Consider the following 13,372-nt stretch of genomic DNA (forward strand, 5'->3'; position numbering starts at 1 on the left):
GTCGATGCTCCGGCGGCGCCGATGCCGGCCGTCCCGCCACCGACCGGGCTCCCGCCGAGGACGGCGCCGCCGCTGTGGCCGCCACCGAAACCCACGGGCATGGTCGCAGCAGAGACGCCGACCATGGATCCGGTTGCGTGTGCGGTCGGCACCGTCGAGGCAGGGCTCGGCGAGGCGGGCAACGATGATGCGAGCGCGGAGGCGGCATCGGCCGTCGCTCCTGTGAGTGCGCCCGGATCGGGCCGCGGGGCCCGGGCTCCGGCGATCGGGGGCGGTACCGGTATCGGGGCGGTCAAGGCGTGCATGGCCGTCGTATGTCCCGTCAGCTCCCCTCGGGTGCGCGCCACGACGGCCAATGCTGCCTGCGTATGTTCGACGGCCGCCGCGACGACGGCGGCCTGACCCGGTGGTGTCATCGAGACGGGGGCGGCCGCAGTGAGGAAGGCGACGAAGGACTGTGCGATGCCGGTGAGTTCGATGTTGCCGCGCTCCACGGATGCGGTTGCGGCGCGAGTGATTTCCCCGATGCGGTCGCCTCGATCGCTCAACTCGCCGGCCGCCACCCGGGCCCGTCGGCCGTGCTCGGCCGCGACTTCGGCCGTTTCGCCTTCCCACGAGTCGGGAAGCGCGTCGAGGGCGCTGCGACCGAGTGCGCCCGCCGTGTCGAGCAATCGCGACGACTGTCCGAGGATCGCGGCGGGGTCGAGCGCTTCGACGATGCCCGTGCCGAACATCGCCCCGAGATCCGTGAGAGGTCGCAGCAACCGGTCGAGATCCGGCAGTGTCGGCACCGGAATCGACTGCAGCAGTTCGGTGACGGGATTCGAGGCCGGTGGTGTGGGAAGGGGAAGTGTGGGAAGGGGAACGTCGAGAGGAAGCGGCATATCGAGTACGGGCCCGACCGGTGAGGCGCGTAGCGCGTCGAGCACGGTGGGGGAGGTTTCGGTACTCGCGGGAGGGTGCATCACAGCATCCCCGCGGTGTGTCCGAGTGTCGCCCCCGTTGCGGCATCGGCGTGTTCGTACGCGGCAGCGGCGTCGTGTGCCGCGGCGCCGTTCGACGCGTAGGCCACCGCGAGGTCCCCGATACTGCGGGTGTGCGCGCTCTGTGCGGCAGCGAAGGCGGCCAGGAAGTCGCCGCCGATGAGTCCCAGCGCGGGGCTCAGAGCGGCCACATTGGCCTGCAGATCTACCGTACCGGAGCGCATAATCTGTTCTGCGGCATGGAGATTCGTGTTTCCGAAGGACCGTATGCCCTCGGGTACCACCCTGATTCCGGCACCGCCGAAGAAACCGCTCATCAACCCCCCTCGAGTCAGCGTGGGTGCACTCTAGCGCGAGTCGGGGGCACGGGCGAGTCTGTCGAACGTGAATTCGAGGTATCGCTTGACACCTTCCAGAACAGGTGTTCGACTGTTGCTATGCGGTGGGCAGCTCAAACCTTGGACGCCGACGAGGGTGCACTCCCCGGGCTGGATCGGGCGGGGCTCGTCCGCAGTGTGCAAACCCCCGAGTTCGACGGCATCACCTTCCACGAGGTGCTGTGCAAGAGCGCGCTCAACAAGACCCCGGAAGCGTCCCGGTTGCCGTTCCACTACACGATCAACACCTTTCGGGGCTGCAGTCACGCATGCCGCTACTGCTTCGCGCGGCCCACTCACGAATACCTCGACCTCGATGCCGGGCACGACTTCGACACCCAACTCGTCGTCAAGACCAACGTCGCCGCCGTCCTGCGCCGGGAACTCGCCCGCAAGTCCTGGAAGCGCGAGCACGTCGCGCTGGGTACCAATACCGATCCGTATCAGCGCGCCGAGGGTCGCTACCGTCTGATGCCCGGAATCATCCGTGCACTCGCCGAGTCCGGCACACCCTTCTCGATCCTGACCAAGGGCACGCTGCTGCGCCGCGACCTGCCGCTGCTCACGCTGGCATCGCAGCAGGTCGATGTCCGGGTCGCCGTCTCGCTGGCGATCGGCGACCACGATCTGCAGCAGCAACTCGAGCCGGGTACCCCCACGCCGAAGGCGCGGCTCGACCTCATCCGCGCGGTCACTGATGCGGGTCTGCCCTGCCATGTCATGGTGGCGCCGGTCATCCCGTACCTCACCGATTCGGTCGTGCATCTCGACAGTCTTCTCGACCGGATCGCGCAGGCCGGGGCGACCGGGGTGACGGTGATTCCGATGCACCTGCGCGGCTCGACGCGCGGGTGGTTCCTGTCCTGGCTCGCGACCGAGCATCCCGCGCTGATGAGGCGCTATCGCCGCCTCTACGGCCGCGGCGCCTACCTGCCGCCCGAATACACGCGCTGGCTCGACGCTCGGGTGAGGCCACTCATCGAGCAGTACGGTCTCGCGGCTCGGGAAGCCGCGCACCGCGCAGCGCACGAGAATCCCCCCGATCGCGAGCCCGAGCCGGTCGGCGCACTCACCCTGTTCTGAGCGGGGGCCCGTAGTAGAGCGTCGGGTCGACGCAGGCGCCGAAGAGCCCGGGAGGGCACGACTACGACCACTCGTAGTAAACGTGGCTTGCGCGGGCCTAACATCGAGGCGTGACGACGACGCGCACAGCGAAGCGACCCAAGAGTTGGCACCAGCGCGCGGGTAAGCCCGTGCGTGTCTGGCTCGTCTTGCTGATCCTGGCCGGGCTCACCCACCCGTTCCTGCCCGAATCCCGATGGCTTCTGGTGCACCTGTTCACGCTCGGTGCGGTCACCAACTCGATCGTGGTGTGGTCGCAGACCCTTGCCGAACGCTTTCTCGGCTATCAGCTGCCCGAGACCGAACGCGGAGCACAGCTGGTCAAGATCTACCTTCTCAATGCGGGCATCGTCGTCACCGTCGTCGGCGTGGTCGGCGGGTTCTTTCCGGTCACCGTCGTCGGCGCGGTCCTGGTCGGGACGATGGTCGCCTGGCATGCGATCTCGCTGCTCCTGCTGATTCGCCGTGCCCAGAAGTGGCGTGCCGGCGACGGTCAGGGCGCCGCCGAGCATGTGCAGAGCGTGTGGTTTCTCGTCGCGTCCTCGGCGATGCTCCCGGTCGGAGCGGGATTCGGCGCCACCCTCGCCTACGGTCTCACCGACCGCACCCAGGCCGGTTTTCTCCTCGCCCACCAGGCGATGAATCTGCTCGGGTTTCTCGGTCTCGCCGCGGCCGGCGTTCTCACCGTGCTGTACCCCCGGCTGATCGGCATGGAGAATCCTGGGGGCGGTCGGCGTCCCGCGGCATTGGCGCTGATGCTGGCGGGGATCGCGATCCTGACATTCGGCGCACTCTCCGGTCATCCGCTCGTCGCGGCAATCGGATGCGGTCTCTACCTGATCGGCTGGCTGGTCGTAGCCGTTCCGATGCTGCGCGGGGCCGTCACGCATCCGCCGAACGGCTATGCGCCCGCGTCCATCACCGCAGCGATGCTGTGGCTCGTCGGATCCCTTGCGACCCTCGCCGTGATCCTCGCGACCGGGCCGATGGATCCCGAGCGGGCCACACTCATGACCGTGCCGTTTCTGGCGGGCTTCGCGGCGCAACTGCTCTTCGGAGTCATGAGCCACCTGCTGCCCACCATGATGGGCGGTGGACCGGCGGTGGTCGGTGCCGGCGTCGACAAGATGAACCGCTGGTGGGTGTGGCGAATCGTCGTGATCAATGTCGGACTGGTGTTGTGGCTGCTGCCGCTGTCGAGTTGGATGCGGGTCGGGATCTCCGCGCTGGTGATGGCCGCGTTCGTGCTGTTCCTGCCGGTCATGGTCACCAGCGCCAAGGCATCCGTCGCCGGACGCCGGGCGGTCATGTCCGGACAGTCGGCGCCGGACCACACGCCGACGATGCATCACCGCGCAATGCAGGCCACCGCCGCGCTGGCCTGTCTCGCCCTCGTCGCCGCGGTCATGTCCGGGCTCGGCGGCGGGAGTGCGGGACAGCAGGATGCCTCGGCGGGCGTGGCACCCACCGGCGACACGACAGAAGTGCAGGTCGAGGCGGTCGGCATGCGGTTCACGCCCGAGACCGTCACCGTGGCCGCGGGTGACCGACTCGTCATCACCGTCACGAACTCCGACGATCAGGTGCACGATCTCGTCCTCGCCACCGGTCACAGTTCCGGCCGGCTCGCGCCGGGGGAGTCCGCGACCGTCGACGCGGGGATCGTCGGATCCGATATCGAAGGCTGGTGCTCGATCGTCGGACACCGGCAACAGGGCATGGTGTTCCACATCGTGGCCGAGGGCGGCGCCGGCGCGACAAACGCCCACGACCACGAGTCGGGTGGCGCCGGAGCACCCGATGCGCAGGCTGTCGATCTCGCCCGCGAACCGGACGACGACTTCGCTGCCCGCGATGCCGTTCTCGCACCCGCGCCGGGTGGCACCGTACACCGGCACACATTCGAGATCACGGAAGTTCGCGGCGAATACGGGGCCGGAACGTCACAGACCATGTGGACGTACGACGGGCAACCGATGGGACCGACCTTGCGAGGCAAACTGGGCGACATCTTCGAGATCACCATGGTCAACAACGGAACCATGGGTCATTCCATCGACTTCCATGCCGGCATGGTCGGACCCGACGAGCCGATGCGCACCATCAATCCGGGCGAGGAACTCGTCTATCGGTTCCGGGCCGAGCACACCGGGGTCTGGATGTATCACTGTGCGACCGCCCCGATGGCGGTGCACATCGCCGCGGGCATGTTCGGCGCCGTCGTCATCGACCCGCCGAGCCTTGCGCCGGTGGACGCCGAATACGTCATTGTGCAGTCCGAGGCCTACCTCGGGGACGGGGAGACCGATGCCGACAAGGTGGCCGCCGGCACCCCCGACCTGGTGATGTTCAACGGCTTTGCGAATCAATATCTGCATCGACCGTTGCGCGCGCAGGTCGGTGACCGCATCCGTGTCTGGGTGCTTGCCGCCGGACCCCACGAAGGAGTGAGCTTCCACGTCGTCGGCAGCCAGTTCGACACCGTCTACAAGGAAGGTGCTTATCTGCTTCGCCCCGACAATCCCGACCGAGGAGGTGCCCAAGCGCTCGATCTCGGTGTCGCACAGGGCGGATTCGTCGAGATGGAATTCCTCGAACCCGGGACATACACGTTCCTCAACCACCGGATGTTCGACGCCGACCGCGGCGCCACAGGGAGAATTGTCGTCGAATAGTTGTCGTGTCCCACAATGAGGTCATGGATATCGTCGATTCACGGCAGGTGACGCCGGCACAACTGGGTGAGTTCTACGACGCGGTGCTCGCACCCTCGTTCCCGCTCTCCGAACTGGCGCCACGCGCCGAACTGCTTGCCGGGCTCCACGATCCGGCCGGTGCGATGCGGGCAGCACTCGCTGTCGCTGCGACCGGGGAGATCATCGGGGGCGCTGTGGGCGAATGGTTTCCGGACTGCCGGGTGCTGCTCGTGACATACCTCGCGACGCGCCCCGGCCAACGCGGCGGCGGGGTGGGGCGTGAGGTGTTGCGTGCGGTGATGGCGCAGTGGCGGCGCAGCATCGCGCCGCTGCTCGTCGTCGGCGAGGTCGAAGACCCCCGCCACCACCGGGACAACGGCTTCGGCGATCCCGTGCGCCGGCTGAGATTCTACGCAAGCGAGGGCGCGGAGGTGATCGACGTGCCGTACTTCCAGCCGGCGCTGCGGTCGGATGGCGATCGCGTCCGGAATCTGCTCCTCATGACCTTCGCCGTCGATCCGGCCTGCCGGCGCGACGACGGTGTCGACTCGGCGACCGTGCGGTGTTTCCTGGAGCGGAACCTCGAAGGTATCGAAGGGCACGTCGGTGACGATCCGGAGACGACGGCGTTGTGGGCAGCGCTGGCAGCGCCGACCGTGCCGCTACTCGATCCCCGGCCGCTCCTGCTCTGACGCGAGATCCAGCCGGTATTTCTCGAGGATGTCCCGCACGTGGTCGGCGATCGGGGCGGCGCCCCCGCTGTTGCCGGTGCCGACGTCGACGGACCGTGCCAGCGCGACGCATCGGTCGCGCTGGAACAGGGCAGACCCGAGCACGAGCGAGGACGTGCCGATCTTCTCGACGCCGACCCCGATGACGATGTCGTGTGGATAGAACGCTTCCGCGAGATAGCTGATCTCGATGTTCGCCAGCACCGCACGCTCGAAGGCACGTTCACCGAGATCGGCGGCCAGCGCTTCCTGCATGAGCACGCGCGCTTGCTCGAAGTACCGCGCGATCGACACGTTGTTGATGTGTCCGAGTGCGTCGGTGTCGCCGAACAGTGGGGTGACGGTGCGCCGCAGCGGGTACCGGTCGAGCATCGAACGTCGAGGGTCGTGGCGCATGAGTACTGCCTTGTCGTGAGTGCCTGCCGGTCGTTCCCCAACATATCGATAACGGTTCCGCCGTGACGAGGGGACCGTCTCGTTCCCTCGGCCGTGCCGTAGGAGGATCGGCAGAGCGCACCGCCCACCTCGGGTCCGGGGTCAGGCGTATCGGGACAGGACGAAGTCGGTCAGCCCTCGGCGAATGGCTCCGATGGCGTGCTTCTGGCCTCGCCGCAGGACGAACCCGGGAACCGGGACTTTCGGCTCCAGTGACATGGTGACGTGCACGCGGGTGCCGCGCTCACTCGGCTCCAGCGCGTATTCGCCTTCCTGGCTGCGCTGCATCGTGCTCTCGACGAGAGTCCACGACGTCGAACGTTCGGTCCAGTCGTGCTCGATCGTCTGCGTGTCGGAGAATCCGAACAGCGACAACGTCATGCGTATCCGGCGGGCGCGGCCGACGTCGTCCCTGGTGAGCACCTCGACGCTCTGGTGGGCCCCCGACCACTCGGGGATGCGTTCGACATCCTCGAGTGCGCGCATCACCTGCTCGGGGGCGGCGTCGATGTCGAATCGATCGGAAACGGTGACCGCCATGATGTCCCTCCTCGTCGGTGTCGGAATGTGGGTACCGCGTACCCGGTCGAGGTCGGGGCCAAGCGCAGATTCAGGATTTCCAGTCGTCTGGTCGGACCTGGTGGCGGCTGACGATGGAAATGCGGTTGAACGAGTTCATCGCGATCGCCACCCACACGACCGCCGAGAGCTGCTCGTCGGTCAAGCATGCGCGGGCTTCGGCGTAGGCGCGGTCCTGCTCGTACGAGGACGGCAGCGTCGTCACCGACTCTGCAAGGGTGAGCGCGGCGCGTTCGACGTCCGTGAACAGGTCCGTATCGCGCCAGGCCGGCAACACCGCAATTCGCTGCGCCTTCTCGCCGCCCTTGAGGGCATCGCGAATATGCACGTCGAGGCAGTACGCGCACCCGTTGATCTGGGAGATGCGGATATTGACGAGTTCGACGAGTTTGCGGTCGAGGCCCGCTTGCTGCACCGCCTCGCGTACCGCGACCGCGACGGCCACTTGCGCGCGGTAGACCGGGCGTGTCTGTTTGTCTATCGGAACGCGCGTGTCGGGGGTGTCTGCAGGCATGGGGCTCCCTCGTTGGTCTCGTCGATCGGACGTTACCGGTCGCGGCGGTCTTCGTGCATGCGTTCGCGCATGGCTTCGAAAGCGCGGGTCATCGCGGTGATGTCGTGCGGGGTGAGCACGTCGAACATGTTCTTGCGTACGGCGTCGACATGGCCGGGCCCGGCTTCGGCCAGCTTCGCGGCGCCTCCGTCGCCCAGTTCTGCCCACGCGCCGCGCTTGTCCGTCTCGCATCCCGCGCGGCGGACCCATCCGGCCTTTTCCATGCGGGTGACCGCGCGGGTGATCCCGCTGCGGGTGGTGGTGCTCGCGTCGGCGAGATCGCGCATGCGCATCCGCTGCTCGGGTGCTTCCGACAGCAGGACGAGGATCTCGTAGTCGGCGAACGAGATGCCCGCGTCGCGGACGAGTTGTTTGTCGAGCTGCTGGAACAGCAGGCGGGTGGCGTCGAGGTAGGAACGCCACAGGTGCTGCTCGTCGTCGTCGAGCCATTTCGTGTTGTCCATGTGCCCAGCATACCAGGTAGTTGACTAAGCAACTAGATGCGTGCATGATGGTTAGACATTCAACGAAATGGCCGCCGGATGCGTCGGCCGCACAAAGGAGGGTTGCGATGGCCGCCGGTATCCCGTCTCCCCGGGCAGGATTCGAAGACCGACGCGAGAGCATCCGGGCCCGTTACCTCCTACCGGAGGGGACTCGGCCCGCGTCGTCGGCGCGAGGACTGCATCACACCGCCCTGGTGAGCAGCGACGTCGAGCGGACGGTGCGGTTCTACCAGGAAGTCCTCGAGTTTCCGCTTACCGAACTCATCGAAAATCGTGACTATCCCGGCTCCTCCCACTTCTTCTTCGACATCGGCAGCGGAAATCTGTTGGCCTTCTTCGACTTTCCCGGACTCGACGTCGGTCCGTACCGGGAGGTTCTCGGCGGCCTGCACCACATCGCAATCAGTGTCGAGCCGAGCCGGTGGGAAACGCTGCGCGACAAGCTGATCGCCGCGGACGTCGAACTCGTCGAACACAGTGAGGTGTCGCTGTACTTCCGCGGCCCCGACGGGGAGCGACTCGAACTCATCGCCGACCCCCTCGGCGAGATGTACGGCTCGAAGGTTCTCTGAGGGGGCCATGCTCGCCGACAGGTTCATCAACCGACACGTATTGACGCACACTGGCGGGTAGACGCCCGTACGACGACCGGAAGGCCTCGATCATCATGAGCAATACCGACGCCGCTCCCAGCGAGATTCGTTGCCATACCGAAGACCTTCCGGTCGGCGATGTCCGCAACCCCCGGGTCGAGATCATCACTTCCCGCGAGGTGCCGCTCGGCGGGCCCCGCGCGATGCCCGTGCGCCGGACGCTTCCCCAGCGTCAGCGCTCGCTCATCGGGGCGTGGTGTTTCGTCGACCACTACGGTCCCGACGATGTGTCGGCTACCGGTGGTATGGACGTCGCGCCGCACCCGCACACCGGGTTGCAGACCGTCAGCTGGTTGTTCACCGGTGAGATCGAACACCGCGACAGCCACGGTGTGCACGCCATGGTCCGTCCCGGTGAGGTGAACCTGATGACCGGCGGCAACGGCATCTGCCACTCCGAGGTCTCCACCGATGCCACGAGCACCCTTCACGGGGTGCAGTTGTGGGTGGCCCTGCCCGATGCCCATCGACACGCACCCCGGGACTTCCAGCACCACGCGCCCGGCACGGTCGATCTCGCCGGCGGCACCGCGAAAGTCTTTCTCGGAACACTCGCCGGCGACACCTCGCCCGTCCGAACCTTCACGCCGCTTCTCGGCGCCGAGATCACCCTCGAACCACGTGCCGCCCTCACCCTCGACATCGACCCGGCGTTCGAGCACGGCGTGCTCGTCGACACGGGCAGCGTGAGCCTGTTCGACACGACTCTCCAGCGCGCGGCTCTCGGCTACGTCGGCACCGGCGTGCCCGCCCTGACCTTGACCAACCTCACCGACGAGACCGCCCGCATCGTTCTGCTCGGCGGAACCCCCTTCGGGGAGGAGATCGTCATGTGGTGGAACTTCGTCGGCCGCAACCACGACGAGATCGTCGCCTTCCGCGACGAATGGCAACGCGAATCCGACAGGTTCGGCCACGTCGAGGGCTACACGGGCAAGGTCGCCCGGCTCCCCGCGCCGTCGCTACCGAACGCCCGGATCCAACCCCGTCGCAATCCGCCCACCGCAGATCCCACCTGCTGACCCACAGGACGTACGAATGAACACCACTGTCGACGAACCCACCCTCGACGTACGCCGCACCGGCGACCGCTTCACGACGAAGATCGGTTGGCTGGATTCGAAGCACTCCTTCTCGTTCGGTCACCACTACGACCCCGTCAACACCCACCACGGAGTGTTGATGGTCAACAACGACGACATCGTGACCCCGGGCCGCGGCTTCGACACCCACCCACATCAGGACATGGAGATCATCACCTGGGTGCTGCAGGGTTCGCTCGTGCACCAGGACTCGACGGGGCACTCCGGCGTCATCTATCCGGGACTCGCCCAGCGGATGAGCGCCGGAACCGGCATCCTGCACTCGGAGAAGAACGACTCGTGGCGGTTCGACGGAGCCACCGGCACCCACGCGCAGCGCCACGACAATCCCGTGCACTTCGTCCAGATGTGGGTGCTGCCCCACGAAGCCGGTATCACACCGGGATACGAGCAACTCGAGATCGATCACGAACTGCTCTCCGGCGGGCTGGTTCCCGTCGCGTCCGGCATGACCGAGTACGCCGACCACTCCGCTATCCGCATCACGAACAAGTACGCGGCCATGCATGTCTCACGCATGCAGCCCGGACAGCCGGTACAACTGCCGGACGCGCCGTTCCTGCACGTCTTCGTCGCCCGCGGCGAGGCAGCTCTCGAAGGAGTGGGACCACTGGCCGAGGGCGATGCCGTACGGATCAGCGGCGGAGGCGGTCAGCAACTGACCACCGCGACCGGCGCCGAGGTCATCGTCTGGGAGATGCGCGCCACCATCGGCGGAGCCTGAAGTCGGGCGCCGGGCGTAGTCGCGGGCCTGGTGTGCGTCCCCTGATGCGCCCTACCCTGGACGTGGCCGACGCAGCCGCAGCGGCCACGGACCGCACCGAAGGGGATCGTCATGACAGGCCGCATCGTGCACTTCGAAATTCCCTACGACGACGGTGACCGCGCGCGAAGTTTCTACCGTGACGCCTTCGGCTGGCAGATCTCCGAGATGCCCGAGATGGACTACACCATCGTCACGACCGGTCCGGTCTCGGAGGACGGCATGTCCACCGAGCCCGGCTTCATCAACGGTGGAATGATGCAACGCGGTGAAGCCACTGCGCCCGTCGTCACGGTCGACGTGGACGACATCGACGCGGCACTTGCAAAGATCGAGTCTCTCGGTGGACGCACGGTCCAGGCGAAGTCCCCGGTCGGCGACATGGGTTTCGCGGCGTATTTCTCCGATTCGGAGGGCAACATGATCGGCCTGTGGGAGACCGCACGCGGATCGTGACGGGCAGACTCCGTCGAGCACTAGGCTCGTCCCCGTGGACGACTTCTCCGCCCTGAGCCCCGCCGCGACGGCACTGCTCCGAACTCGCGGCCCCCTCGGTTCGCGCGAGTTGGCCCGCGCCCTGTCCGAGCAAGGTTTCGGCGACGCCGAGCAGATCGCGAATGCACTCGAGTTCGGCGACGCACTCGACGACCCGGTGGTCGCGCAGACCGATGACGGCCGTTTCGTCGCGCTCGACGCGGTGCTCGAGGGCCGCGTCTTCACCCATCGGCTCACCTCGGCCGAGATCGACGCGGACGCGATCGCCGTGTTCGATGTGCTACTGCCGGTGTGTATTCCGAGTCTCGATACCTCGATTCGTGTCGCGATGCCCGGCATCGACGACGACATCTTGCACGCGCGAGGTCTCACCGATGTGGCCTGGGCACAATTCGGTGTCGTGCTGCTTCCCGAGGGATTTCTGGCCGGCAGCGCATCCGGAGAACTGATAGCTGCGACGGTGCACGATGGTGCGATGGTCGTCGAGCCGCGTCCGGAACAGAATGTGCAGGCGGGAACGCTCGGCCGATGGCTGGCCACGGTCACGGCGCACCTGCCCGGCCCGGAGGGCGCCGCCTACCTGGAGACCGACCTGCTCGACGCCTTGGTTCGCGATCCCGCGCTTGCCGCGGATACCTGCCGGCCGGTGAGCGAACAACTCTCCGAATTCGGTCTCGCCCGCAGCGGCAACCGGCTGACTGCCGCATCCGCCTCGCCCGAGCGGGTCGCGGAGGAGTCGGACCTCGTGGCCGCCGCGGGGCAGTCGTTTGCGCGCGCCTTCGAACTGGATGCCGCGTCCGCTCGCGCTGCCATGTCGTTTCTTGCACTCGTCGGCTCACTGGTGGGCGAGGACTCCGTCGTCGACGGCGCGACAGTGGACTCGCACTTCGGCGACCCCGATGACTTCCGGGCTCTCGCCGATCCGCACACCGCGCGGGTGTGTGTGCCGACCAGGCGCTCGGCCGACTGGAGTTCCCGCCGCGGTGCGTGGCCGACGCGGGCGAACATCTGCTGCGCAGAGGTCCTCGAGTTGCGCGCGCGTGTGCTCACTGGATCGTCGGCCACGCCCGGCAGGCCGACGGGGATCTTGTGGAAGCGGAACGCCGATACCGTCTTTCGGCGTCCGAGGACCCGAATTTCGCTCCGACCCTGCACGCGTTGGCGACGTTCGCGGCGATGGGCGGCGACAGCACCACCGGCTTGCTGCTGCTCGAGCGAGCACCCGACGGGACCGACCATCCGATGCATCCGTTTCTGCAGCATTTCAAGCCGGTCGAGCGATCGGACCTGGGGCGAAACGACCGATGCTGGTGCGGGTCCGGCCGCAAGTACAAGGTGTGTCATCTCGGCAAGGTCGACGCCTCGCTGTCCGAGCGGGCGGTGTGGTTGTACGCCAAGGCAAGTCTGATCCTCGACGAACCACGTTGGAGCGCAATGCGTTCCGAGCTCGACGCGGTTCTCGGGGAGTCGGTCGATGTGGAGGCGATGCAGTTGGTGGCCGATGTCGTCCTGTTCGACGGTGGAGCATTCGACGCGTTCGTCGAGCAGTGGGCGGCGTTCTTGCCCCCTGACGAACGCGATCTCGCCGACAGCTGGCACGACGCCCACCTCGACCTGTTCCGAGTGGACGCGGTGCGCCCCCACGAGGGCCTGACCCTGCGGCACGTTCCGGCAGGTGATCCCCGTACCGTTCTCGATCGCACCGTCGGCGAGAACATTCGCCCCGGTGACACCGTGTGCGCCCGCCTACTGCCGGTAGGGCACGAGTGGCACAACTACGGGGGGCTTCACCCGGTCGGTGCGGACCGGAACGCGGCCGTGCTCGATCTGGTCACCGCTCCCACACCCTCGCCGGCCGAGTTGGTGCGGACCCTGCGCGGTGCGTGAACGCTACGGCGTGATCCGGACATCCCGAATCATCGGAGCCGCAGCCGATCCCGGGATGCGCTCGACGCCGGAGCGCTCGACGTACCGCTGAAGAGCGGCAACAGCGGCGAAGGCAATGGTCAGCAACGCCAGCAGCAACAGGACATTGACTGTCATACGGACACCTGCCTGATCGGTTCACCGGTGGTGAACAAGCTGTTCATGGCGTCATCGGCGCTGAACACCCGGATGTCGGCGGCCTGCAGTAGCGACGTCACGCTCGCCTCGGTCGACGAGCAGATCCCGTCGAGCACGTTCTCCGAGGCGACGGCACACGTGACCCGGCCGGGGATATAGGTACGCGTGGTCTCCCACCCGCGTTGGACGGCCATCGCGCGAACCGCTGTCCAGTGAGAGATTTCCGCTGCGTCGGGATTACCGACGAACAACAGGCGCCCCGGAGGTGTGTGCATGTGAACCCCTGCCTTTCCTATGACTTACCTCAATGTG

16 protein-coding genes and 1 pseudogene are annotated in these 13,372 nt (G+C 67.0%); 9 read left to right on the forward strand and 8 right to left on the reverse strand.

The window, feature by feature from the left end; translation table 11 throughout:
- A partial coding sequence (locus tag Q8814_RS07450; protein WP_330151380.1) for a hypothetical protein occupies positions 1-965 on the reverse strand: 965 nt, incomplete at its 3' end.
- Positions 965-1,300 (reverse strand): type VII secretion target, encoded by a 336-nt coding sequence (locus Q8814_RS07455; protein ID WP_330151381.1) that lies wholly within the window; start codon positions 1,298-1,300, stop codon positions 965-967. The genes Q8814_RS07455 and Q8814_RS07450, both read right to left, overlap by 1 nt.
- 120 nt (positions 1,301-1,420) lie before the next feature.
- On the opposite strand from Q8814_RS07455, the gene Q8814_RS07460 reads away from it, so the two are divergent.
- The 3 genes from Q8814_RS07460 to Q8814_RS07470 all read left to right on the forward strand — a co-directional run bounded on the left by Q8814_RS07460 (position 1,421) and on the right by Q8814_RS07470 (position 5,870).
- Positions 1,421-2,443, forward strand: coding sequence for an Rv2578c family radical SAM protein (locus Q8814_RS07460; protein ID WP_330151382.1), 1,023 nt, complete (start codon positions 1,421-1,423; stop codon positions 2,441-2,443).
- A 110-nt stretch (positions 2,444-2,553) separates the two neighbouring features.
- On the forward strand, positions 2,554-5,157 hold the full coding sequence (locus Q8814_RS07465) for a multicopper oxidase domain-containing protein (RefSeq protein WP_330151383.1): 2,604 nt from the start codon (positions 2,554-2,556) through the stop codon (positions 5,155-5,157).
- A gap of 23 nt (positions 5,158-5,180) precedes the next feature.
- Positions 5,181-5,870: a GNAT family N-acetyltransferase gene (locus Q8814_RS07470; RefSeq protein ID WP_330151384.1), complete on the forward strand. Its 690-nt coding sequence runs from the start codon at positions 5,181-5,183 to the stop codon at positions 5,868-5,870.
- Here the strand turns inward: Q8814_RS07470 and Q8814_RS07475 are convergent.
- From Q8814_RS07475 to Q8814_RS07490, 4 genes are all read right to left on the reverse strand, one after another.
- A complete protein-coding gene (locus Q8814_RS07475) occupies positions 5,841-6,305 on the reverse strand; it encodes an acyl-CoA thioesterase (RefSeq protein ID WP_330151385.1) in 465 nt (154 codons plus the stop codon). The genes Q8814_RS07470 and Q8814_RS07475 overlap by 30 nt on opposite strands.
- Before the next feature lie 141 nt (positions 6,306-6,446).
- Complete coding sequence (locus Q8814_RS07480; RefSeq protein ID WP_330151386.1) at positions 6,447-6,884, reverse strand: SRPBCC family protein; 438 nt, start codon at positions 6,882-6,884, stop codon at positions 6,447-6,449.
- Between the two features lie 70 nt (positions 6,885-6,954).
- Positions 6,955-7,437 (reverse strand): carboxymuconolactone decarboxylase family protein, encoded by a 483-nt coding sequence (locus Q8814_RS07485; protein ID WP_330151387.1) that lies wholly within the window; start codon positions 7,435-7,437, stop codon positions 6,955-6,957.
- Between the two features lie 32 nt (positions 7,438-7,469).
- Positions 7,470-7,940 carry a MarR family winged helix-turn-helix transcriptional regulator gene (locus Q8814_RS07490; RefSeq protein ID WP_330151388.1) on the reverse strand — a complete coding sequence of 157 codons (471 nt, stop codon included), beginning with the start codon at positions 7,938-7,940 and terminating at the stop codon, positions 7,470-7,472.
- 107 nt (positions 7,941-8,047) lie between these two features.
- Here Q8814_RS07490 and Q8814_RS07495 point away from each other — a divergent pair, with 107 nt between their 5' ends.
- The 6 genes and pseudogenes from Q8814_RS07495 (at position 8,048) to Q8814_RS07520 (ending at position 12,883) form a co-directional block, all read left to right on the forward strand.
- Positions 8,048-8,554, forward strand: coding sequence for a VOC family protein (locus Q8814_RS07495; protein WP_330151389.1), 507 nt, complete (start codon positions 8,048-8,050; stop codon positions 8,552-8,554).
- A 95-nt stretch (positions 8,555-8,649) separates the two neighbouring features.
- Positions 8,650-9,657, forward strand: coding sequence for a pirin family protein (locus Q8814_RS07500; RefSeq protein ID WP_330151390.1), 1,008 nt, complete (start codon positions 8,650-8,652; stop codon positions 9,655-9,657).
- A 16-nt stretch (positions 9,658-9,673) separates the two neighbouring features.
- On the forward strand, positions 9,674-10,462 hold the full coding sequence (locus Q8814_RS07505; protein WP_330151391.1) for a pirin family protein: 789 nt from the start codon (positions 9,674-9,676) through the stop codon (positions 10,460-10,462).
- Between the two features lie 111 nt (positions 10,463-10,573).
- Positions 10,574-10,957, forward strand: coding sequence for a VOC family protein (locus Q8814_RS07510; protein WP_330151392.1), 384 nt, complete (start codon positions 10,574-10,576; stop codon positions 10,955-10,957).
- A 1,281-nt stretch (positions 10,958-12,238) separates the two neighbouring features.
- A pseudogene (locus Q8814_RS26515) lies at positions 12,239-12,319 on the forward strand (hypothetical protein); the annotation flags it as partial.
- Between the two features lie 111 nt (positions 12,320-12,430).
- Positions 12,431-12,883 carry a hypothetical protein gene (locus Q8814_RS07520; RefSeq protein ID WP_330151394.1) on the forward strand — a complete coding sequence of 151 codons (453 nt, stop codon included), beginning with the start codon at positions 12,431-12,433 and terminating at the stop codon, positions 12,881-12,883.
- Positions 12,884-12,886: 3 nt separating this feature from the next.
- On the opposite strand, the gene Q8814_RS07525 is transcribed toward Q8814_RS07520, so the two are convergent.
- Together Q8814_RS07525 and Q8814_RS07530 are read right to left on the reverse strand one after the other, a co-directional pair.
- Complete coding sequence (locus Q8814_RS07525; RefSeq protein WP_330151395.1) at positions 12,887-13,039, reverse strand: hypothetical protein; 153 nt, start codon at positions 13,037-13,039, stop codon at positions 12,887-12,889.
- Entirely contained in the window at positions 13,036-13,335 is a 300-nt protein-coding gene (locus Q8814_RS07530) for a hypothetical protein (RefSeq protein ID WP_330151396.1), read from the reverse strand. Before Q8814_RS07530 ends, Q8814_RS07525 begins: the two co-directional genes overlap by 4 nt.
- Positions 13,336-13,372: the final 37 nt, after the last annotated feature.

It is taken from the genome of Rhodococcus chondri (assembly GCF_036327435.1).
GTDB lineage: Bacteria > Actinomycetota > Actinomycetes > Mycobacteriales > Mycobacteriaceae > Rhodococcus > Rhodococcus chondri.